The organism is Daejeonella sp. (assembly GCF_030684675.1).
GTDB lineage: Bacteria > Bacteroidota > Bacteroidia > Sphingobacteriales > Sphingobacteriaceae > Daejeonella.
The window spans coordinates 40,432-63,438 of sequence record NZ_JAUXXZ010000043.1 but is presented as its reverse complement, the minus strand read 5'-3'; the positions used below and the strand labels follow the sequence as shown (position 1 = coordinate 63,438).

The following is a 23,007-nucleotide window of genomic DNA, read 5'->3' as shown; positions in this document are numbered from 1 at the left end:
GAAATCATACCTTTGCACCTGCTAAAAGCTGATAAATAAGATGTTTGAAAATTTACAGGATAAACTCGACAGAGCATTTAAGGTTCTTAAGGGTCAGGGAAGTATAACAGAAATAAACGTGGCTGAAACCATGAAAGAGATACGTAAAGCTCTTCTGGATGCCGATGTTAACTATAAAACTGCAAAAGCTTTTACTGATGATGTAAAAGAAAAAGCACTCGGACTGAATGTGCTTACTTCAATTTCTCCGGGACAGCTTTTAACCAAACTTATGAATGATGAGCTGGCTGCCCTGATGGGTGGCACGGCTGAGGAATTGAATATTTCTGCAAATCCTACAATTATTCTCATCGCCGGATTGAATGGTGCTGGAAAAACCACTTTCTCAGGTAAGCTTGCTAATTATCTGGTCACAAAAAAGAATAAAAAACCGCTATTGGTAGCTGGTGACGTTTACCGTCCGGCGGCGATCGATCAGCTGGAGGTGCTTGGCGGGCAGATCGGGGTTCCGGTATTTACAGATCGTGAATCCAAAGATCCGGTCGGCATAGCTAAAGCTGCAATTGCCGAAGCAAAAAAGAACGGGCAAAATGTGGTGATCATCGATACCGCCGGTCGTTTGGCAATTGATGAGGGTTTGATGAAAGAGATTGCCGAAGTAAAGGCACAAACCAATCCGCATGAAATCCTGTTTGTAGTGGATTCCATGACCGGTCAGGATGCTGTAAACACCGCGAAAGCTTTCAACGACCGTCTTGACTTTACCGGGGTAGTGCTGACCAAATTAGATGGTGATACCCGTGGTGGTGCCGCGCTTTCGATCAAATCAGTCGTAAACAAGCCCATCAAATTCATTGGTACGGGTGAAAAGATGGAAGCTCTGGATGTGTTTTATCCCGAAAGGATGGCTAGCCGGATTCTCGGGATGGGTGATGTGGTTTCCCTTGTTGAACGGGCCCAGATGCAGTTTGATGAGAAAGAAGCTGCCGAACTTCAGAAAAAGATCCGCAAGAATAAATTCGATTTCAATGACTTCCTGAGCCAGATTCAGCAGATCAAGAAAATGGGTAATATGAAGGATCTGATGGGTATGATTCCGGGTGTTGGAAAAGCGATTAAGGATGTGGAAATTGATGATAATGCCTTTACACCGATTGAAGCCATCATCCGCTCAATGACTCCTTATGAGCGCGAAAATCCAGATTCAATCAATCAAAATCGTCGTACCAGGATTGCCAAAGGTTCGGGTACCAATATTACAGAAGTTAACAAGCTGATCAAGCAGTTTGAGGATATGCGTAAGGTTATGAAGCAATTCTCTAACCCTGCAGCGGCGGCCAAGATGATGAAAGGCATGCCTAAAATGCCGTTTGGGAAATAGAGTTTGGTGATATTAAAGGTTGGTGATAACACCAACCTTAGGGAAGCTACTGACGCCTAAAGTACTGTCATCCCGATCCGCCCTTCGCGGGAGGGAAATCGCTGAGTTAGACAAATTTTTCTTCAATCTGCTAAGTTCCTTCACTGCGTTCAGGATGACAGGTTTCGATATCCCATGTATTGATAATACCAACCACAGAGGATCTGCGCAAAAGGGTTTTTTAAAGCAAAGCTTAGGATCAATCACCTATTTTAATAAAGCTTAACATTTTTGGATTGTTATTATTTGTAAGTTAGATAACCTAACCTATGAATTTATGAATTTGAAAAAGCTAATGTTCCTGGCTTTAATCGACTATGCGATTTTGTCAGGTTCCTCAGTACTAGCTCAGCACAATGAATTAAGCTTTCAACTCACACCTCATTGGCTTTCATCGCTTAAATTAGATGAAACAAGTCAAATAGCCCAGGGAAAAGATCAGTTCGCCGGTCTTGGTGGGTTAAGCTACGCTCACTTTACAAGCTCAGGGCTTGGCTTAAGGGCAGGGTTTAACCTCGGTTATTTCAGACCAAAGTTAATTGTTAATCGTAATCCGGGGAATGGTTTAAGTGACCAATTACTTGGTTCTGTTGTGATGTATAACAGTTTAAGTATAGAACCCGTTTACAGATTCAAGTGGCTCAGATCAGAGTTTGAGTTCTTTGGAGGTGCTGATCTGCGTTATTTTCATAGCAACGGATATTCCAGCTATGGTTATCATTATCAATCGACCATCCCATCGGAATTTTCAACTTTTGAAATCAGTGTTGCACCCTACCAAACTAAATACCAGTCAAATTTCTACGGCGGAATAAGCTACATAAAGTCAATTAACACAAAAAGTCGCATTGGTATCAGTCTGATTACCAATTTCGGTCTATCTAAACCCGGGGGTGGCCAGTTTACTGCTACCGCAGATAATGGGAATACATTCCAGACCAATTTCAAGCCTGTTACGGACTTTACCGGCATCCGTATTCAATATGGCTACAATGTCCGGAAGAATGAAAAACCCATTGAATCTTCAGACGGCCTGATTCGTCATGCCATTTTTTTGGAAGCTCTTGGGAGCGGTGGCCTGTTTTCCCTTAATTATGATCGGAGATTAAAATCCGGGAATGACGGACTTGGTGTACGGGTAGGACTCGGAATTGGCACAGCTTATGAAAGCAATCAAGATGAATTTAAAAGCCGCGTTTCAGTACCCTTAATGGTCAACTACATCTTTGGCAGAGGGCGTAGCGGGCTGGAAACCGGCATTGGAATTACTCCGGAATATGCTGTCAATAAACCCCAGGATGATCAGAGAATGAACGCCTGGGGAAACCTGAATGTTCTTTACCGCCTTCAACCTGTTAAAAAAGGTTTTATCATGCGTGTAGGCTGGACTCCAGTAATCGGCGGAGGAGGCACTCTTGACCCATACTTTGCTGGTGTTTCTTTTGGGTATAGTTTTAAGAAATAGTACCAGTTAGTACCCTATAAAGCCGGAAGCCCGGAAATATTAACAATGGTTGGTGATTACAACTACCACAGGAAATGGTAAAAGAGCAGAGTACTTCAATGAATAGGATAGGTTAAAGCAATCAAATTATGGATACTACAATGAGATATTGGCAATTCGTCATAGTAACTTTGTTTATTTGTTCATGTTCACCGCGCGTGAATATAAAATCGAATGATTCTGAATCAATAATAGGAAAGAAACTTAGTTTGCAACGTGAATTGTTAAGGGATTATGCATTGTGCGCCTGCTTACGATTCGGATATAAGGATACAGAGGTATACAACGATATTAGCACACCAATCCTCTTAAACCAGATGTTATATTCGAGTTTCGATACAGATCTAATCAAATAGAAATCCAAGACATATGCTGGCAATATAAAAGGGTCAGAGGTAGCTGATTACAATAATAAGCGCCCAATCATAGTTGATTGTCTAAAGTATTATAAAAGCTCATCACTAGATTCGCTGATGCGATCCTTTTACTCGGAACTTTGAAAGGAATTATAAAATGAGGTTAGTATTTACCTCCGAATGGTGTTCACAATTCCCTCTGGTGGTGTTATCCTTTAGACTTGTAAAAGTAAAACAGAGTGCAGAACTTAAGTTTTACAAGTAGTTAAAAGGGCAAAGGCAAATTTAGGTGTTTTCTGGGAATTAAAGCCCAAACGGTGATTTAATCCTTTGCCCTTTTTCTGAACAAACTTCAAATAGAAATTTGGGCTCATGACCCGTTAGCAAGGTATTTCCCTCCGGTTGGTGTTATCACCACACCGGTTACCCTTCATGCGGTCATAGAGCTTATTATTCTTAGCAGTGAGGGATACTTTAATGATGGGTTATTGTAATTTGGACCCCTAAATCAACTTTTAAATAAGATTATACGTGCTGTCCAATTCGTAAAAACATCAACGAAAAGCAAACTGGTATATGGTTTCCTATATCGACAAGCATAAGGAGTAGTTATTGCTATGCTGATATTCAAAAATGAGCGTATCTTCGTATGGTAAATGAAAGCAAAGCCATACTTAAAAGAAATCTTATTAAACCCTGAAAAAATATCTAATAGAAACGTATACCCATATTCCATCCCTACCCTGAAGAATTTCAAGTCGCTTCGCTTTCATCCAGATGTAACTTTTATTGTCGGAGAGAATGGTTCGGGCAAATCCACATTGATTGAAGCCATAGCACTTAGCCAAGGGTTTGGCTTTGATGGAGGTACGAAAGGAGTTCAATATGATCCGCGAGAAACGATTACAGACTTACATCTGCACTTAAAATCTATAAAAAGCTTCAGCAAGCCAGATAACTATTATTTTCTTCGTGCTGAAACATTCTACAAAGTCGCCTCCTATTTGGCAGAGATAGATCCCGACAGAGAATATGGAGATTATCTTCATGAATTTTCTCATGGGGAGGCGTTCATGAAAACATTGGACAAACTTGGGAGTAAGGGACTTTATATATTCGATGAGCCAGAAGCTGCACTATCGCCTAGTCGACAACTTGCAGCGCTGGCAATGATCAATGAACTTGCACAAAATAAGCATTCGCAATTCATCATTGCTACCCATTCTCCCATCCTTCTTTCTTATCCGAGTGCTGTAATTTTCAGGCTCGATGAAAACGGGATTACACAAGTGCAATATGAAGAAACTGAACAATATTTAATTACCAAGGAATTTTTAAATAATTATAAAAATATCCTTGGTAATTTATTGAAATAGAAGAGAACCAATCTGAATTAATCAGTCTTTAATGTGGTCTTTTAATTCTTCACGAAGCTTATAAAACCTTTGTAATTTATTCTCCAAATCGTGCTGTTTTCCCTCATCTACGGAATATCTCTTCGTGGGTTCGTCGACTAATGTTGAGTCAATTATTCTTATGGTAACCTCGTCATTAAACTCCAAATTGGAATTAAACCAGTGTAAGTGTTCTGACTTTTCGATATTCAGTCCCGAAACATCCAGATTAATAAGGCTTGGCCTTCCTTCGCTCGCAGCCAAATTAATAATAGCGCCATATGAGCTTTGTTTTGACGAAATCCCTGCTCTGCATACTTTCTGACCGTTCAATAGTACTTCTATAATTTCCATAGTTTAAAGATTAAGGTAGCGGACATTTATCGTCTTGCCATACACCGCCGCCGCCAAGCTGTATAGAACTTGTGCAGTAGCTGAGACAGTCTCGGCAGTTAGAAGAACCAGCAGAACCATTTAAACATCTTATCCATTTATCAATACAAAGCTCAATTTCCGGGACATTTTTTAACAATGTATGATTAATATATTGGATATATTCGTACGTAAAAATAGCTAATTGAATGGTTAGGTATCCTGTAAAAACCATCTCTCCAAATGGAGTAGGTTCAGCTAAAGCTGCAAGTAAGACTGTTGAAACTGCTCTGCCATCAAAGTTTGGAGGAGTCGTAGCCTGTATAGTCATGCCTCTATCGAAGAGTGTTTGTACGCCATCCAACATCCAGCCATTGAATTCTGAATTATAAGTAAAGGTTGCTTGATTACCGTTGGGATAGGTGTAAACATGAACCTGTCCGTCATATGGATAACTAGGGAACTCACCGAAATACAACAGCCTTAAATATAAAATACTCAATAACAATTGATTAGGGCAATAAATATTGGGAGAATTACATTCTTTTTCCTAGCTTTCTCATACCTAACCATACAACCTTTCCCTCTGGTTGGTGCTGTCACCATACCAGATATAATACCGTTCCCTCATTCCTTCCCACCTTTTACTAAATACTTAAGTCCAGGCTATAAAATGCTTCCATAACTTAGGTAACCATGCCAGCAAAAACCTTTGGAAGTGCCGTTTTTGGAATTGAAGCGATCACAATAACTATTGAGGTTAATATTAGCGGCGGACTCAATTATTTCGTTGTCGGTCTTCCCGATAATGCGGTGAAAGAGAGTATGCTGCGGATAGAAAGCGCACTGAATAATTCGGTCTTTCACATGCCCAGGCAACGAATCATCGTCAATCTGGCACCTGCTGATATCCGGAAAGAAGGTTCTGCCTATGATCTGCCTATTGCCATTGGTATTCTGGATGCCTCCGGACAGATTTTTAGCACAAAACTTGACAAATACCTTATTCTTGGTGAGCTTTCTCTTGATGGAGGCATCCAGGCAATTAAGGGAGCTCTTCCGATTGCTATTCAGGGTAAACGGGATGGATTTAAAGGCCTGCTATTGCCAAAAGAAAATGCCCGGGAAGCTGCCATTGTAGACGATTTTGAGGTTTATGGAGTGAGCCAGCTGTCGGAAGTGATCGGATTTTTTGATAACAGCCTTGAGCTGAAAAGAACCATAGTTAATACCCGGGAAGAGTTTAAATATAATATCAACAATTATGATAGCGATTTCTCGGATGTCAGGGGACAGGAAAACATCAAACGGGCACTGGAAATTGCTGCATCAGGGGGACATAATGTGATTCTGATCGGTCCGCCGGGAGCCGGCAAGACCATGCTCGCCAAACGTCTGCCCACCATCCTGCCTCCTCTTGATCTGTACGAGGCGCTTGATACCACCAAGATCCATTCGGTTGCCGGAAAGCTCTCCGCATCTGATTCCCTGATGACTGTCAGGCCCTTTCGTTCCCCCCATCATACGATCAGTGATGTAGCCCTGGTTGGAGGGGGTACCAACCCACAACCCGGAGAAATTTCACTCGCCCATAACGGCGTACTTTTTCTGGATGAGTTACCCGAGTTCAAAAGGACTGTACTGGAAGTAATGAGACAACCCCTGGAAGAACGGAGGGTAACCATCTCAAGAGCTAAGTTAAGCGTTAATTACCCGGCAAGTTTTATGCTTGTGGCTTCGATGAATCCCTGCCCCTGTGGTTTCTACAATCATCCTGAAAAGGATTGCATTTGTGCACCGGGAGTAGTTCAGAAATATTTAAGCAAGATCTCTGGTCCGCTGCTTGACCGCATCGACCTGCATGTGGAGGTTACCCCGGTAAATTTTAATGAGCTCTCCTCTGAGCGGCTTAGTGAAAAAAGCGAAGCAATCCGCGAACGAGTTACTGAGGCCAGAAATATTCAGCTCAAACGGTTTGAAGAAAAAGCAGATGTGTTCTGTAATGCTCAAATGAGCCCGAATATGGTCAGGAATATTTGCAGGATCAATGAAAGCGGACAGGTATTATTGAAACAGGCAATGGAAAAACTTGGTCTGTCTGCCAGAGCTTACGACCGCATACTGAAAGTTTCAAGAACGATTGCTGATCTGGCTGGAACTGAAGAGATCCAATTAGAGCATCTGGCTGAAGCGATACACTACAGGAGTTTGGACCGGGAGGGATGGGCGGGGTGATTGGGGACTGCACACAGTGAGACTTTGAGCAAATTTTTACTATAATAATCAATATTTATTTAATTTTTAGAAGCATTGAATTGATAGCTTAATCAAATTTAGCCAAAGATGAACGCATCAAACACGCAAACGATTCATGATGAAATATTGATCAGCAAAATCTATATGATTCGTGAACAAAAGGTAATGATTGACAAAGATCTGGCAGAACTTTATGGCGTTAAAGCAATCCGATTAAGAGAACAAGTAAAACGCAATAAAACACGATTCCCAGCAAATTTCATGTTTCAATTATCCGAGCAGGAGGTTGAAAATATGGTATCGCAAAATGCGATACCTTCGAAGCAAGCACTAGGTGGAACCTTACCTTATGCATTTACCGAACATGGGATATTAATGTTATCAAATGTGTTAAAAAATGAAAGAGCTATTCAAATGAGCATTCGCATAATAGAAATTTTTGTCCGTCTAAGGGAAATGTTGAATATATATAAGGATGTTGTCATTCTTATCGAACAAATTGAAAATAAACTGGGCAAGCAAGATCAAAAAATTGAATTACTGTTTTCTTACCTCAATCAATTTATTCAAAAAGAGGAGAGTCCTCGTATACCAATTGGATTTAAGCAGAAATTATAAATCCCGGTTTCGCGCTCAGCATTAGCCCAAAGAAAAATAATTTATGCTGTTGCATTTACCAAATATTATTATTTACTTTGAAAATAAAAGTACTTTTAAATGGAAGAAAAAGATATTCATTCTGAGCTGACTTCTATCAGGTCCCTGATGGAGCGCTCATCCAAATTCCTTTCCCTCAGCGGATTATCGGGAGTTATGGCAGGTATATATGCCCTGATTGGTGCATTTATCGGATACCGAATCGTAAATGAAAGGTATGGCAGTTTAGTGATAAGTGACTCATATACAGATGATTCAATGGTGTATCATCAGCTGATTTTGATTGCAGGATTAATATTATTGCTCTCAATATTAAGTGGTCTCTTGCTTTCTATCAGGCAGGCAAAGAAAAAAGGTGAAAACTACTGGAATCCGGTAAGCAGGCGTTTGATCAGCAGCATGGTCATTCCATTATTTACCGGCGGACTCTTTATAATTATTCTATTTTTACGGCTGGAATATGACCTGATTGCATCTGCCTGCCTGATATTTTATGGATTGTCATTAATATCAGCAAGCCAGTACACGTTCTCGGATGTGAAATGGCTGGGCTTTTGTCAGATTATTCTTGGTTTACTGGCAGCTTTAATTCCCGCATCCGGACTTTTGTTCTGGGTAATTGGATTTGGCCTGCTGCACATTATTTATGGTACTGTCATGCATTTTAAATATAACCGGTGAAAACATCCCTGGAACAATTTGATAAAGCTTTTGAAAACCGGATACGCCTGCAGATCATGAGCGTATTGCTTGCCAATGAGCATTATGATTTCAAATCACTCAAAGACTTATTAGATGTTACTGACGGGAATCTTGCATCACACATAAAGGCACTTGAAAAAGAAGAATATATCATTGTGAATAAAACCTTTATCGGAAAGAAACCAAATACACAATATTCAGTTTCTGAAAAAGGCCGCAAAGCCTTTACTAAACATCTGGAAGCCCTTGAAAATTTAATCAAACAACAGAAAATGTAATATTTTTTTATTCACTTACTTTGAATTTAAAAGTACTTTTAAATAATTAAAAATGAAGATAGAACTAACAACAGAAAACAAGGGATTTAACAACTGGTTCGGGGGATCAGTATTAATCAAATTAGGCCTGATCGGCTTTCTAACTATTCTACTATTGATCCCTTCATCACTGATACAGGATCTGATCGCTGAACGACAGAACAGACAGGAGGAAGTCATCAGGGAAATTTCCGACAAGTGGTCAGGTAGCCAGCTTGTACAGGGACCGGTTTTGGTGCTGCCCTATAAAACTACGGTCATCGCAGAAGATCCCAATACCAACAAAAGCAGTTCACGGGAAATTCTGACCAATATTTATATCCTTCCCGAAACCCTGAATATCTCATCAAAAGCGAATCCTGAAATGCTTCACAGGGGCATCTTTGATGCAGTGGTCTATAACAGCAAGATTAAGGTTAATGGAAAGTTCAGTGCCCTGGAACTGAGAAAATCAAACATTGACCCTGCAATGATCCAATGGGATAAAGCAAAAGTAGCTATCGGACTGAGTGATTTAAAGGGACTTAAAAACAATCCGCTCATCAGGCTTGGGAATGAGACTTATGAAGTTGAACCCGACCTTGCTTCGCTCAAATTATTCAGCAATAACCTGGTCATCCTTCCCAACCTGAGTACAGGGAAGAACACTGCACTTAACTTTAGTTTTGATCTCGACCTGCGGGGAAGCGAGAAGCTCAGCTTTCTGCACTTGGGTAAGAACACCACGGTAAAAATTGAAGGAGAATGGAATAATCCAAGTTTTACCGGGAGGTATCTGCCTGATGAACGCTCGGTTTCGGGCAAGGCCTTTTCGGCAACCTGGAAGATGCCATATTATAACAGGCCATATCCTCAGCAATGGATCGAAGAGAATACTATTTTAAATAAGACGGATACGCTCGTAAAAGGAAAGAATAACCCTGAAACCCGGGCCACTTTTGGGGTTGATTTCCTCTTACCTGTAGATCAGTATCAAAAGACCACCCGTGCCGCAAAATATGCCATACTGGTTATTTTACTATCCTTTTTATCCCTGTTCTTTACAGAGTTGTTGAACAAAAGAAATGTTCACTTCCTCCAATATGTGCTGATCGGAGCCGCGATGACCATTTATTATACCTTATTGCTGGCCCTTAGCGAACAGATGGGTTTCAATATGGCTTATATCCTAGCCTCGGTAGCCACAATAGGCCTGATCGGAACATTCATCTGGTCATTGCTTAAAAATAGTAAGGCAGCCCTTCTCTTTGCCGGCATATTGAGTATGTTCTATGGTTTTATTTTTGTAATTCTTCAGCTTCAGGATATGGCCTTACTCGTTGGTAGTGTTGCTTTATTTGTCATTATTGCCGCATTAATGTATTTGTCGCAAAAAATTAGCTGGGAGAGTAACAAAGAGGAAGAATTAAATACCATAATTTAACCTGAGTTCGATATAAGGAAGGTTAAAATATAGGGTTATAATTATCCAGATAAGGCTTTGGAGCCAAATAATTTGATTTTGGAAAGCAATACCTGTGTGTTATAGGTTAGTTCAGCCCTTTCCTCCGGAGTATTTCCGGCAAGAAATCGCGTTCTATTTCAAATTACGAATAGCCGGAAGATACCTCCGCCGGCAAGGTTTATTTTACCCGGAGCTGTTTTTCATCGGGACGGGCAGCCCGGCAAAAGGACCATTTGCCATTTGAAATAAACCCGGGTGGCAGCTCTAGCTTTTTTGCAATACTGAATTTCATGATGTCTATTAAATCTGTTGCAAAAAACTAGGGCAGAACACGGGACTAGCAGGAACGAAGGGAAACAGACCCTGCTTTCTAAAACAAGATAAAATCAGTCAATCTAAATTTACCCCAGCATGATTTTATATCGAACTCACGTTAAGTTAATGATGTACAGGTTTCACAAAGGATATTTTGGATTGACATCAGGCCTGTTTTTGATTGAAGTGCTAATTGCTCTGTTCGTCCGCGATAACTTTATCAGACCCTATTTTGGAGATTTTTTGGTTGTTATTTTAATGTATTGTTTCCTCAGGACTTTTGCCAACCTGGATGTGAAACTAACTGTCGTAGCAGTCCTGCTGTTTTCTTACCTGATAGAGATTTTACAATATCTCAATTTCGTTGAGATCATCGGACTTGGAAATTCTGAACTAGCGCGTACGCTGATAGGTACATCATTTGAATGGATAGACATCGTGGCCTATTCAGCGGGTAGTCTGGCGATTCTCTGGTTTGAAAGGATGAAACAAGTGAAATGGACTTTTAAAGATCAAAGAGTATGAAGTATTTTGTGAGCAAAGATTCGATAGTCCGCAGGATTTGGGGGAATGGTGATACCATCCTCCTGATCTTTGCAGGTGCCTCTGCAGAGTTTGCTTTGAATAAAGCGGTCGACTGGCTTTATTTCACCGGTCGGCTTCCTTCCGATCCGCTTAAAAGGTTATTCTCCACCGTCGCCTATGCCCGACAGATCGTTTTTTCTGAATACGATGAAGCTATGCAGGCCATTGACAAAATTTCAGCTATCCACAAGGGTGTAGAACAGTCCCGTGGCAAAAACATCCCGGATTGGGCCTATCGGGATGTCTTGTTCATGCTGATTGATTATTCAATACGGTCTTTTGAGTTATTGGAGCAGAAATTAAGTGCCAGTGAAAAAGATGAAGTTTTTAATGTTTTTTACAGGATGGGATCGCATATGGGTGTTAAAGATCTGCCCCTCAACTATCAGCAATGGCTGCAAATGCGAAATTCATCCATCAAAGAAAACCTGCATAATAGGACTTTCACCAAAGATCTATACAAACAATATAAAAAGCACCTGGGACGGTTCAGTTACCTGATCTTAAAACAGGCTCAAACACTGCTTGTTCCCGATAAAGTAAATGAACTGCTTGGCCTTGGGAAGAACCCTCTTTCTACTCCCATGCTTAATTTGTACAAGCTCAGCCAGATAATTCGATTAAAATCACTGTTAAAAAATGTGATCCTGCCCTCAGCTTATAAAAAAGAGATTTTGGCTATGGATACCTATTCCGGCTAATCCTGATTGAGTATGAGCCACAAGCTCGCACCAGCCTGAGTGACCCTACTGGAGCTAAGGCAATTGCGTTTGAAATTTTATGGACCGAGATTTGCAATAAAAATTCTGAATACCAATTAGTAAAAACATAAGAGATAATCTCCTAACATCAGGCTAGAGAATACCTATCATTTAACAATAAACCCAATTGGGAAAATAAATCTAAATTTGCAGGGTCTTCAAAAGCCAAAATCAAGATTAATCAATACTTATATTCTTAAAGCGAATCATCCCGGAATGCATTATAAATATTTTATAACCCTACTTTTTTTCTTTGGTATCCATCAAGCTGCAAAAGCAAACTTTGTATTCAATTCCAATTCAACAGCAGCATATCAGGCCATATTTGATTTGCGGTTTAATGATGCACGGAAATACATCCGGGAAGAGAAAATTAATAATCCTCAAAATGGCATTCCGGTCTTGCTTGAAAACTACATTGATTATTTATTCCTGCTTACTTCGGAAAACAAAATTGAATTTGAAAAGTTTAAGAACAGGAAATCAGGCAGGATAGATGCAATCAAAAAAAATGATAAAAATTCACCCTATTATCTGTTTGCCCAGGCTGAGATTTACCTTCAATCTGGAATGATTAAAGCTAAATTCGGGGAATACATGTCTTCCACCTATGATTTTAAAAAGGCGAAAGACCTGTTAACTGAGAATAATGAAAAGTTTAAGGACTTTTTGCCCAATCAAAAAAGTCTGGGGTTGATAGAAGTGATCTTTGGAGCCATCCCAACCAATATGAAAGGAATAGCCAGTGTTTTGGGTATTGAGGGAAATATTACAAAAGGGAATAAGCAATTGGAAAGATTCAGACTGCAGATTGCGAATAGTAAGTTTAGCTATTACAATGATGAAGTTGTGTTTTTGCTCTGTTTTACCCATGTAGATGTGATTCAGGGCAGGAACAGTTACAGCTACGTGACACCACTCTTGAATAGCATGAATGATAAAAGCCTCCTTAAAGCTTATTTACAAGGGTACACTGCCTTTAGAACCGGGCATGCCGAAGCCGCAATTAAATTTATTGAAGCCGCACCAAAGGGCAGCCAGTACGCCGACCTGCCACTTATGAACTATCTGATGGGCAATGCTAAACTTTGCAGCATGGATTCGGATGCGAACCTATACCTCAGCAAATTTGCAAATGAGACCCTGAGTACGAATTATATAAAGGATACGTATCTAAGACTTGCATTTTATTATCTGATAAGAAATAATATTTCGCAATACAATTATTATTTAACATTGGTGAGAACCAAAGGTTCGGTAATTAATGAAAAGGATAAGCAGGCCTTGAAAGAAGCAAATGACGTTAAGCCTAATCTAATTTTATTGAAAGCAAGACTCTATTTTGATGGCGGCAGTTATAATAATGCACTGGCTCAATTAAAATCAATTCAGGTTAATGATTTAAAAAGCCAGAGGGATAAACTAGAACTCTACTACCGTTTTGGGCGAACCTATGATATGATGAACGATTTTGATGATGCCTTGCTATATTATCAACGTACAATTAATTTGGGAAAAAATCAAAGCTATTATTTTGCAGCATATTCAGCATTAAAATCGGGTAATATTTACGAATACATAAAAGACAATAAAAAAGCAGCTGAGTATTATAATATGGCCCTAGGGATGAAAAATCATGAATATCAAATTGGTATTGACACTCATGCAAAGGAAGGCTTAAGAAGGCTTAGTGAATAAGAGTATAATTTAATTTTTATATCCGGCAGTGTATCTTTAATTTAAAAATTATATTTGATTTTATACTTTTACAGGTATCAGGATCTATTTCCATTCATAAAGAAGAGATTATTATTAAAACTTTAGCTTAAAATGCCGGAACAAAAGATATTGATAACCGGAGCAAGCAGGGGTTTGGGCCTGGCAATATCAAACGCCTTATCGAAAGAGTATACATTGATCTTACACGCCACGCGTAAGGAGAGTTTTACCAATTTTGATCCTAAACATCATCTGCTTTGTGCTGATCTCAGCGATCCAGGCGAACTCACTGAATTTTGTAAACGTCTAAAAAAAGAGCATGGAGATACCCTGTATGGGGTAATCAATAATGCGGGCATTACATTTGATAAATCCCTGATTTATCAGCCAGAAAATGAAATAGATAAGCTGCTCCAGGTAAATCTGAAAGCCCCAATTATGATCTGTAAAGCTGTGATAAAACAATTCCTTTTAAATAAACGCGGGGTAATTATCAATGTAAGTTCATGCGTTGGTGAAACCGGAAATGCTTTTCAGGCAGTTTATTCGGCAACCAAAGCAGGTTTGGCAGCACTGTCAAAATCACTGGCCCGCGAAGTTTCGGCTTTAAGCGAAGAACACTCCATCAGGATATTAAGCATAGCCCCGGGTTTTATTGAAACAGAGATGACAGATTCAGTACCTGAAAAATTCAGAGAAGAATATTTAAAAGCCATTCCTGCAAACCGTTTCGGTAATGTGAATGAGGTTGCAGAAGTGGTTGCTTTTCTGATGTCAGATAAGGCATCATACATTAACGGAACTAACATAAATATAAATGGTGGGATATTATGATAAAGGCGTACTTGTAGAAAGCCTGTGTTCAATACATCCGAAAGAAATACTTGTTGCCTACGGTCCTAAAAAGCTGCTTGTAGATAAATATCACTGGCACTCGCCTAAAATAGGTGTTGTAGCAAGCTATACCCCTACTGATTATGATGTAGAAGACCATTTTGACATTTTCAGAGGAGTTGACCAGATAGAGTCCTTTGTTCAGGCTACCGCTGCTTCTTTATCTATGTTTTTGATTTGTCAGAACCATAATTGTGCCCCCGAGGATTTGAAAGAAAAATCTGTCCCAAGCTTTATCAGCGTTGGTAATGTGAACTTTATGGCCGCACTTGAAAAGGGCGATACTTATGTTATTCTGGGGAAAATAACATTTTATAAATTTAAGCAAATGGTTTGCGATGGGAGGATTTACAGATGCCCCCAGGGATTAGACCTTGACGAGTATTTTAAAGATTTTAACGAAGAGTGTTTACTCAAATACGATCTTTCACCCGATTTTAAACTTATTTCTGATTACTATGATATAACAGGACGGGAAATTGACATAGAATATTTTAGAGCAATAAACAAAAAGTAAATTTTAATGGAAAGACAAGAAATTATTGACGGTTTGATAGAGGTACTTAAAACTGTGAGAATGATAGAGCCCGAAAAATTAGTAGGTGTAACAGAAGAAACAGATTTTTTAGCTGATATGAATGTACCATCATCTCAAATGATCGCTATCGTCGCAAAAGTCGAGCAAAAGTTTGATATTGAATTTGAAGACGATGATATTGATGATTTAGGCTCAACTGTCAAGGATGTTGTTGATCTGATTTTAAAAGTAAAAGCACGTGGTTAATATACCTGGCAGAAAGGTGGCAGTAGTGGGTATGGGGGGAGCTTTCCCCACCTGCAAGAACCTTTCTGAATTTAGCAGTAAGTTATTTGCTAACAAGAGCCTGATCCGCACATTCGATGATACCATGGCTTATGAGAAGCAGGTCAGGTCTACCGTAGCTGGTTTTATCACCGAGCCAGAGATGGATCTGGAGGTAATTTGGGATCCTTTTGAAGGTATCTATCCGGAAACCTATGTGGATAAATTGAACCGGATCCCGGATGCGAACCTGGCTACTTCAGACGTAGGCAGCATCTGGACAATGATTGCAACACAGGATGCCATAAAAATGGCTGGCTGGTCAAAGGATCTGGTCCAGTCAGAGCGAACTGGTGTGGTGATCGGCTCTGGCGGTTCGGCTAATTTGATTCTAAGAACCGGTTGGCATAATTTTTACGTCAGTGGCAGAAAAACACGGCATTCAGGTGGTCATACTGTCGACCGAACCATGACCTACCGCGAAGCAGCCAATGTCTCGGTTCTGATAAAAAACAAAGGTGTCTGCGAAACCATTAGTTCTGCCTGCGCAACCGGTCTCGGTAATATTGGCTACGCTTATCGACTAATCAAATACGGGATTCAAGACCGTGCAATCACCGGCGGGGTAGAAAGCACATCGCTTGAAACCTTTATTGGTTTTGATGGAATGATGGTCTTAAGCCGGGGTTTTAGTCCTGAAGAAAGCTCGCGCCCATTTGATATGGCCAGAAACGGGTTTGTATGCTCATTTGGTGCAGGTATAGTAGCCCTTGAAGAATATGAGCAGGCGGTATCCCGTGGTGCTGATATCTTAGGGGTGATTGACGAATATTTTAACAATTCAGACGGCGACGGAGATATGTTCTATCCATCATTTGCCGGACAGCAAAGGTTATGGAAAGGAGTACTTGCCGGTTCTGATGAAAAACCCGATGTAGTAAAAGTGCATGGCACATCTACCCCATCAGGTGATGCTATTGAATTGTTAAGTGTGGTTGATGCATTGGGTGAAGAAGGCTATCATATATCTGCTCCAAAATCCCAATTTGGACACATGCTGGGAGGTGCCGGTTCGGTGGAATTCATAACTGCCTTACTGATGCTTAAAGAGCAGAAGGTATTGCCCTGCTTAAATTCTCCAAACCTCAACCCTGAATTGGAAACGTTTCAGAAAGATCCGGAATGGACAGGCCCGATGAAGCCTTTAGCAGCTTACAGGCACTTACTTCCGCAAGAAAGTTTTTCAAAACCCATTGATAGCATTGTTTGCCTTAATTACGGGTTTGGGGGTACCAACAGCGCCTTAAAATTGTCAAAATATGATAAATAATACAGGTAAGGTTGCAGCCATTTTTGGGGTCAGGAATGAAGAATCCATTGCTTATAATATTGCTGTAAAACTGCATCAATCGGGCTGCAAAATTGCCTTAAGCTATGTTGAAGATACGCGTGATGAGGTGCTTTACCTGCTTGAAAAATTAGGCCTTGATACCAAACTTGCAATGCAGGTTGATGTAAGGGATGAAGCTCAGATCAGCAACTTTCTGAATTCGGTATACAATACTCATGGCCCGATCGATTACATTTTACATGGTGTTGCCTTTGCTAACACCAAAGTATTGTGTTCGAACTTTCTTGGCAGTAAAGAACCTATCCCTGCTTACATAGATATCCCTTTCGAAGACCTGATGGATTCTTTTAATATTAGCGCGTATTCTCTGTTAAGAATCGCACGGGTAGCTGAACGTTTGTTACAGAAAAATGCATCCATTTTAACCCTTACCTATAATGCGGCCAACAGAGTTATTCCACAATATGGAGGAATGGCTATCAATAAGGCAGCTCTTGAAAATATAATGCTCTACCTGGCAAGCTACTTTCGCAATAAGCAGGTAAGGGTAAATGCCATTTCTGCCGGTCTGGTTATGACTACTTCTTCAGGTGGGATCAATGGTGTGCGCAAAATGCGTAAATTAGGAAAATACCTTGCCCCATTAGGAAATATTGATGCCGGTGATGTAGGCGATGCCGCCCTTTACTATTTCTCTGATCTTTCAAAAAAAGTAAGTGGCAATATTCATTTTGTCGATGGTGGATTTAACATTATGGCAGTACCTGTTATAGATGAAGAATGAGTTGGAAATGTCTGTAAATCAAATAACTGCACAGCGCACATTTGCTGTCGGAAATGATTTGGTACATATAGAAAATTTTAAACTTTCTCTCAGTAATCTCTTCAAAAACAAGGTCTATACTCCAGCCGAAATAGCTTACTGCGAGAGTTTTTCTGATTCTTTGCAGCGTTATGCATCAACCTGGGCGGCTAAGGAGGCTGTTTATAAAGCCATTAAACAATTGGATTCATCACCTCTGGGATGGAAGAAAATCGAAATTAGTAGGGCCAAAAAAGCAGGAATGCCGACGGTGGTATTACCGGAAAATCTTAAAAAATTCGAGCTGAGCCTTACCATATCACATGATGCAGAGTATGCCTGGGCTTTGGCATTAATTAATGCAATAGTTTAATCCATTGACCTCACATTTTTATAAATCCGATTTTGTTGATCTCCATTATTATAAATATGGAACAGGTGAAGAGCACATGCTGTGTTTTCATGGATTTGGTATGCATGGTAAACAGTTTCGGGAATTAGAACCGGAACTAGGAAATAAATATACTTTTTGGGGCTTCGACCTGTTTTTTCATAAAGCCACCAAACTGAAAGATCAAAGTCTGGAAACTGTAAAAACGGGATTAACAAAAAGAGAATTGGCCTGCCTTATTCTCGACTTTTGTAATGCACATAACATCAATCGTTTTTCGGTAATTGGTTATTCTATGGGTACCCATTATGCAACGACAATCGCTGAAGAGCTTCCCGAAATGATTAATGAATATATCGTGGCAGCGCCATCATCCATTAAGCCGGGAAACATTATCCGGTTTTTTAGCAAGAGTAAATTCGGGAATAAGATTATTGAGAAAGTATCTTTGAGTAAAGATGCGATGGTTAAGCTGTTAAATATGTGCAAAAGAGCTCGTTTTATAGATTCAGAAGGCCATGGAATTCTTTTAAAAGAAATTGAAACGCATGAGTTGCGGTTTAATCTGTATGCCAGCTTAACTTATTTACGGTTTTTAACAACTGATAAAGCAAAACTCATTTATGCATTAAATAATCACTCTATCCGGAGTATTTTTATTTTTGGGAGGCGTGATAAATCATATCCCCTAAGTATTGGCAAAGCTTTTTTGCCACAGATAAAAAAAGCCGAAATATTGAATTTGGATGAAGGGCATGAAATGATCAATAAAGGTTTTGCCAAAGTTTTAGGAGATTTGCTATCATGATCATTAAATCAAAGCCCTTGTCGCTATTCTGGTTAAAAGTCGGCGGGTATTGCCTTTCGAAATTTTTCAGGATATTTTACTTTAACAAACTGATCATCAAGCCTGTTGAAATTAAATCAGGCCATTCTTATATTTTATCAATCAATCACTTCAGTTTCGGCGATGGCTTTTTAGGTTTCTATCTGGCCTATCAGGTACTAATTAAACAGGGCAAAATGAAACGACTCTACATTATGTCCTTAAAAAAGCAAATGGAAATGAAATGGTGGCTAAGACACCTTGGTTCCTTTTCTATCGAGCCCGGTAAATTTTCTGTGAGAGAAAGTTTGGCCTATGCTGCTGAAATATTGAATGAGCCAGGGAATTTATTGTTGTATTTCCCACAGGGGAACCTCGAAAGCTGCCATATCAGAACTATACAGTTTCAAGACGGCATCTCAGAAATAGTACCACAGATAAAAGGCAATTGTCAACTCTTATGGAGCAGCAACATTGGCGATTATTTTGAAAGCATAAAGCCATCCATGTATTTTAATATGCTCGATTGCGGTACCGCAAAGGATTTTGATTTTGATCGGTTTAAACAAGAGATAAACCTGCATCATAAAAAATCACTGCAGCAGAACATACGATTTACTCAGGAAGAAGATTAAAAGCATGTGTTTAACGTTTTCGGGCTTGGCGAAGGTGGCGATTTTCACCACAATTGAATACGGAGAACGAAATTTTATTGACCACAAATATGTCTTCGGAGCACTAAACCGCCACTTTAGCCAAACCTATGTTAGCACTTCACCCTCTTTTCTGTCGTATTGTTGTCTATCCATTTTAGTCTGACTTGGTGCGGTAATTTGGTGGGTCTTTTGCAAAACTTGGCTTTAGCGTTGGCTTGTGGTTTTGAATTTTGCTCTACTTTCTTTAAATAACCTTAGTTGCTCAACGTGCTCTTTGTATAGTATTTGCATCCCATTTTTTGAAGTTTTCTGTTCGGGGAAAGTCAATGAAAAGGCATCACTATCATTCGAATGAATTGCACTCTCTGGAACTAATTCTTTAATCTTTTCTAAGGCGTTTAGATAGTATGTTTCACTAATTTCACAAGCCGTTAAACCCAATCCTGCTTTGTAACAAGCAATTGCAATAGTTCCACTTCCTAAGTGGGTGTCTAATATTCTATCATCTTGATTAGCATACATTTTGAGAAGCCATTCATATAGTTCAACTGGCTTTTGTGTAGGGTGGATTTTATTTCTGTTTTTTCTGACACTGTATCTAAATATTTTGGAAGGTCTATCCAATGATGACCAAGCCATTTCAGCCATTGAAAAGTTGTTAAGTGATTCTGGTTGATTTTTATCCCAAATAATAAATCCTTTATTGTATTCGCTTCTTGGCCAAAGTTGTCCGAAGTAGTTTCCGCCCCAAATAATTTGATTTTGTGAAACACGAAATAACTCATTAAAATACTCGTTATTGGGTTTTACATCCCACTGACTGTATTCATCCATATTGAATTTGTGGTCTCCGCCACGTTTGGTTTTATTTAAAATACCGTAAGGAGGGTCAACTATTGCAAGGTCAAAATAATTGTCTGGATACCGTGCCATTAATTCCATATTGTTTTCTTTTGTAATTGTAATCATAGCAAGTTTAGTTTTTAGATGCGAACCTTGAAATAGTTAAGTCTGATATGTTTTTACTGATGTCTTTCCCTAGATTATTCAAAATAATGTTGTCAAAATCGGCATAGTCTATTTCTCTTACATTGTTATCAATGCAGTTGTATAGATATTCTGAAAAAGTGTTTGCACGAATAATTACAATGGGACTTGTGCGAATATCTTGAAGGACAGCAGGAACATATCTTGGTGTAACTACTATTGTATAAGCACCGCCTATTTTTTCTCTGTGTCCTTCTAATCTTCCTGCATTTATACCGGAAAGTTTGTTTTTTGTTGATTTTGCATCAACTGAGAATTTTTTCTTTTTTGTAATATACAGACATTCAATATCGGTATTCCCTGCACCACCAATTTTTTGTGCTTCTACATTGTGAAACATATTGAAGCCGTCTGTTAATGCATCTTCAAAAAGATATGCTTCTGCACCATCAGTATTATTTGCGTATTGTTCAATGAGTTTTGGAAGATTTAGCAATTCATATTTTATATCGTCAACAGCTTCACCGATTTCAACTAAAAGAGTTTTTGGATAAAAACTGTAAATTTCCTTGATAACGTCAATTTTCATACGTTCAGGGTCATTAAGCATTAATGGTTTATCGAAAAAAGAATATTCGTTTTCCAATTGCTCAACTAATATTTGTAGATTTTCGGGAATTGAAACTTCGTTACGAGTTATTTTTCTGAATGTATTTGTGTTTCCGTGCTGTAGCTTGGTAATTACTCTACCTTCTATTTTATTCAACACCCCTGCACTTTCAAATAAACTCGAAACATAGTAATCCCATTCGTAGGCTGAGTTTACAAAAGCGTGGGGGTCTTCTAGAAATTTGTTTTCAAGTTCTGTATCTGAAAGTTTTCGCAATTCCAATAATTCATTAACCAATTCTTTATAAGTCGCTTTGTTTACTTCTTTCAAAAAAACAACAGAATAAGCAACTTCAAAAGCATAGAGTTTTTTGGAAAGTTTAGGTTCTGAAAGAAGTTTGTAAATTAAACGAAATGGATAAAGCTGAAAATCATCGTCAGTTCCGCTATGAGGGTGTTGATATTGAACAGCCCAAAGCATTGCAAGAAATATTTTTGCTGTTTTTGTTTTGTCTTCTACGTGCTTCAAAAACAAGTTACCAAGTGGACTGAACAAAAACCTGTCTTGTCCATCAATTTTGGCTTGATAGCCAAACATATAATATGAAAGTTGATTGATTTTATGATTGATCGCATCAAGTGGTAATTCAGGATTTCTTTCATTGTATAATCCCAATTCCCGCAACTTCACATTAAGTTGTGTTTTTTCATCTTTTGAAATTCCTGTTTTTGTGTAAGACTTCAAAAAATCTGCAACAACACAAAGTTTTTCAAAGTCCCTTGTGTGGCGGTATAAAATCCATTTCTTATTATCAATTCTTAAAGTCATTTTATTAACTTATTTGAGCAACAATATTTTTGATAAGTAAAGGAGGAATACATTCTCCAATACATTTTCTAATTAATAATTCAGGCGTATTTTCTGGAATGTTCCATTCTTGAGGTAATGATGATAAAATCATTAATTCTAAAGGTGTCAAAACCCTTGCATCAGAATAGATACCATTTTTGAGCTTTCTGCCTGGGTGAACATTTAATTGTGAACTGATTGCATCATTTCTCATTGTAATTGTTGGTGCAGGTTCGTGCCATTTAATTCTTCTGTATGTGGTGTTATAGCTTTTAATTCTTTCTCCATTCGGCTTTACAGGGAAAAATTTTGGATTATCAAAAGCTGTTTGACCTGTTGGAGTGTGTTTCATCCATTCAATGTGGTTGTCTGCATGCTTTCTAGCATAATGCCATTTGATTTTTGATTTTTGCCCTGCTTCTATGCTTGGCAAAAAACCTATTTTATCTTCCACTGTTACGACTTGGTCAGATTTTAAAGGCTGTCCCCACTTTTTCCCTTTTCTATATAGTTTTATTATAGCTCTTGTTCTTCTTTGGGCAACTCCAAAGTGAGCAGCATCATAAACATTGGATTCAATGTTATATTCTTCACCAAACAAATGATTTAAAATTTCTACGACCTTTAAATACTCACCATTGTATGGCAAAAGAAGTTTGAAAAACGTAGGTACATTTTCAATTAAAATAAAATCGGGGGATTTTAGTTTAATGAAATCAATTATTTTAAAAACAAGGTAATTTCTCTCGTCATTGAGCATCTGCTCTGTATTTCTGTTTTTTCCTGCAACACTCATTCCTTGGCAAGGCGGTGAAGCAATCAAAAAATCCAACTTCTCTGGTGTGCTTCTGACAAGTGTTTTAAAAATATTTTCATCTAAAATATTTCCTGCAATCATTTTAGATTTTGGATACAATGCTTGGTGTAAATTTGCTCTCTCTAGAACTAGTTCATTAGCTGCCACAATATCTATTCCTACTTCTTCTAAGTAAGTTTCTGCTATACCGGCACTTGAAAACAATGATGCTCCTACCATA

At 38.9% G+C, this 23,007-nt stretch carries 24 protein-coding genes; 19 read left to right on the top strand and 5 right to left on the bottom strand.

The genetic code is table 11. The features are described from left to right. Window positions 1-40 precede the first annotated feature (40 nt). The 3 genes from ffh to Q8M41_RS09145 all read left to right on the top strand — a co-directional run bounded on the left by ffh (window position 41) and on the right by Q8M41_RS09145 (window position 4,656). Window positions 41-1,381 (top strand): signal recognition particle protein, encoded by a 1,341-nt coding sequence (gene ffh / locus Q8M41_RS09155; RefSeq protein ID WP_305364957.1) that lies wholly within the window; start codon window positions 41-43, stop codon window positions 1,379-1,381. Window positions 1,382-1,697: 316 nt separating this feature from the next. Next, window positions 1,698-2,885, top strand: a complete 1,188-nt coding sequence (locus Q8M41_RS09150; RefSeq protein ID WP_305364956.1) for a hypothetical protein — start codon at window positions 1,698-1,700, stop codon at window positions 2,883-2,885. Between the two features lie 1,051 nt (window positions 2,886-3,936). Further along, window positions 3,937-4,656: an AAA family ATPase gene (locus Q8M41_RS09145; RefSeq protein WP_305364955.1), complete on the top strand. Its 720-nt coding sequence runs from the start codon at window positions 3,937-3,939 to the stop codon at window positions 4,654-4,656. A 21-nt stretch (window positions 4,657-4,677) separates the two neighbouring features. Here Q8M41_RS09145 and Q8M41_RS09140 read toward each other — a convergent pair whose 3' ends face one another. Together Q8M41_RS09140 and Q8M41_RS09135 are read right to left on the bottom strand one after the other, a co-directional pair. Next, window positions 4,678-5,028, bottom strand: coding sequence for a hypothetical protein (locus tag Q8M41_RS09140; RefSeq protein WP_305364954.1), 351 nt, complete (start codon window positions 5,026-5,028; stop codon window positions 4,678-4,680). 10 nt (window positions 5,029-5,038) lie between these two features. Continuing rightward, window positions 5,039-5,548: a hypothetical protein gene (locus Q8M41_RS09135; protein WP_305364953.1), complete on the bottom strand. Its 510-nt coding sequence runs from the start codon at window positions 5,546-5,548 to the stop codon at window positions 5,039-5,041. Window positions 5,549-5,742: 194 nt separating this feature from the next. Here Q8M41_RS09135 and Q8M41_RS09130 point away from each other — a divergent pair, with 194 nt between their 5' ends. The 16 genes from Q8M41_RS09130 (at window position 5,743) to Q8M41_RS09055 (ending at window position 19,503) form a co-directional block, all read left to right on the top strand. Continuing rightward, window positions 5,743-7,281, top strand: coding sequence for a YifB family Mg chelatase-like AAA ATPase (locus Q8M41_RS09130; RefSeq protein WP_305364952.1), 1,539 nt, complete (start codon window positions 5,743-5,745; stop codon window positions 7,279-7,281). Between the two features lie 108 nt (window positions 7,282-7,389). Next, window positions 7,390-7,920: an ORF6N domain-containing protein gene (locus Q8M41_RS09125; protein WP_305364951.1), complete on the top strand. Its 531-nt coding sequence runs from the start codon at window positions 7,390-7,392 to the stop codon at window positions 7,918-7,920. 99 nt (window positions 7,921-8,019) lie between these two features. Next, window positions 8,020-8,640, top strand: a complete 621-nt coding sequence (locus Q8M41_RS09120; protein ID WP_305364950.1) for a hypothetical protein — start codon at window positions 8,020-8,022, stop codon at window positions 8,638-8,640. Beyond that, a complete protein-coding gene (locus Q8M41_RS09115) occupies window positions 8,637-8,939 on the top strand; it encodes a transcriptional regulator (protein WP_305364949.1) in 303 nt (100 codons plus the stop codon). The genes Q8M41_RS09120 and Q8M41_RS09115 overlap by 4 nt, the downstream gene beginning before the upstream one ends. A 52-nt stretch (window positions 8,940-8,991) precedes the next feature. Beyond that, complete coding sequence (gene creD / locus Q8M41_RS09110) at window positions 8,992-10,401, top strand: cell envelope integrity protein CreD (protein ID WP_305364948.1); 1,410 nt, start codon at window positions 8,992-8,994, stop codon at window positions 10,399-10,401. Window positions 10,402-10,833: 432 nt separating this feature from the next. Beyond that, window positions 10,834-11,262: a DUF2809 domain-containing protein gene (locus tag Q8M41_RS09105; RefSeq protein ID WP_305364947.1), complete on the top strand. Its 429-nt coding sequence runs from the start codon at window positions 10,834-10,836 to the stop codon at window positions 11,260-11,262. Then, window positions 11,259-12,023 carry an oxygenase MpaB family protein gene (locus Q8M41_RS09100; protein ID WP_305364946.1) on the top strand — a complete coding sequence of 255 codons (765 nt, stop codon included), beginning with the start codon at window positions 11,259-11,261 and terminating at the stop codon, window positions 12,021-12,023. The genes Q8M41_RS09105 and Q8M41_RS09100 overlap by 4 nt, the downstream gene beginning before the upstream one ends. Before the next feature lie 276 nt (window positions 12,024-12,299). Further along, on the top strand, window positions 12,300-13,781 hold the full coding sequence (locus Q8M41_RS09095) for a lipopolysaccharide assembly protein LapB (RefSeq protein ID WP_305364945.1): 1,482 nt from the start codon (window positions 12,300-12,302) through the stop codon (window positions 13,779-13,781). Between the two features lie 132 nt (window positions 13,782-13,913). Beyond that, entirely contained in the window at window positions 13,914-14,636 is a 723-nt protein-coding gene (locus Q8M41_RS09090) for an SDR family oxidoreductase (protein ID WP_305364944.1), read from the top strand. Then, entirely contained in the window at window positions 14,620-15,213 is a 594-nt protein-coding gene (locus tag Q8M41_RS09085; RefSeq protein ID WP_305364943.1) for a hypothetical protein, read from the top strand. Before Q8M41_RS09090 ends, Q8M41_RS09085 begins: the two co-directional genes overlap by 17 nt. Window positions 15,214-15,219: 6 nt before the next feature. Next, window positions 15,220-15,480: a phosphopantetheine-binding protein gene (locus Q8M41_RS09080; protein WP_305364942.1), complete on the top strand. Its 261-nt coding sequence runs from the start codon at window positions 15,220-15,222 to the stop codon at window positions 15,478-15,480. Next, on the top strand, window positions 15,473-16,828 hold the full coding sequence (locus tag Q8M41_RS09075; protein WP_305364941.1) for a beta-ketoacyl synthase: 1,356 nt from the start codon (window positions 15,473-15,475) through the stop codon (window positions 16,826-16,828). The genes Q8M41_RS09080 and Q8M41_RS09075 overlap by 8 nt, the downstream gene beginning before the upstream one ends. Next, complete coding sequence (locus Q8M41_RS09070; protein WP_305364940.1) at window positions 16,818-17,633, top strand: enoyl-ACP reductase; 816 nt, start codon at window positions 16,818-16,820, stop codon at window positions 17,631-17,633. Before Q8M41_RS09075 ends, Q8M41_RS09070 begins: the two co-directional genes overlap by 11 nt. 7 nt (window positions 17,634-17,640) lie before the next feature. After that, on the top strand, window positions 17,641-18,024 hold the full coding sequence (locus tag Q8M41_RS09065) for a holo-ACP synthase (protein ID WP_305364939.1): 384 nt from the start codon (window positions 17,641-17,643) through the stop codon (window positions 18,022-18,024). A 4-nt stretch (window positions 18,025-18,028) separates the two neighbouring features. After that, window positions 18,029-18,850 carry an alpha/beta fold hydrolase gene (locus Q8M41_RS09060; RefSeq protein WP_305364938.1) on the top strand — a complete coding sequence of 274 codons (822 nt, stop codon included), beginning with the start codon at window positions 18,029-18,031 and terminating at the stop codon, window positions 18,848-18,850. Beyond that, entirely contained in the window at window positions 18,847-19,503 is a 657-nt protein-coding gene (locus tag Q8M41_RS09055) for a glycerol acyltransferase (RefSeq protein ID WP_305364937.1), read from the top strand. Before Q8M41_RS09060 ends, Q8M41_RS09055 begins: the two co-directional genes overlap by 4 nt. A 225-nt stretch (window positions 19,504-19,728) precedes the next feature. Here the strand turns inward: Q8M41_RS09055 and Q8M41_RS09050 are convergent, their stop codons facing one another. From Q8M41_RS09050 to dcm, 3 genes are read right to left on the bottom strand one after another with little or no spacing between them, the layout of a single operon-like run. Further along, entirely contained in the window at window positions 19,729-20,493 is a 765-nt protein-coding gene (locus Q8M41_RS09050) for a DNA methyltransferase (protein ID WP_305364936.1), read from the bottom strand. A gap of 7 nt (window positions 20,494-20,500) precedes the next feature. After that, window positions 20,501-21,949, bottom strand: a complete 1,449-nt coding sequence (locus Q8M41_RS09045) for a hypothetical protein (protein ID WP_305364935.1) — start codon at window positions 21,947-21,949, stop codon at window positions 20,501-20,503. Window positions 21,950-21,953: 4 nt separating this feature from the next. Beyond that, window positions 21,954-23,006: a DNA (cytosine-5-)-methyltransferase gene (gene dcm / locus Q8M41_RS09040; protein WP_305364934.1), complete on the bottom strand. Its 1,053-nt coding sequence runs from the start codon at window positions 23,004-23,006 to the stop codon at window positions 21,954-21,956. Window position 23,007 lies beyond the last annotated feature (1 nt).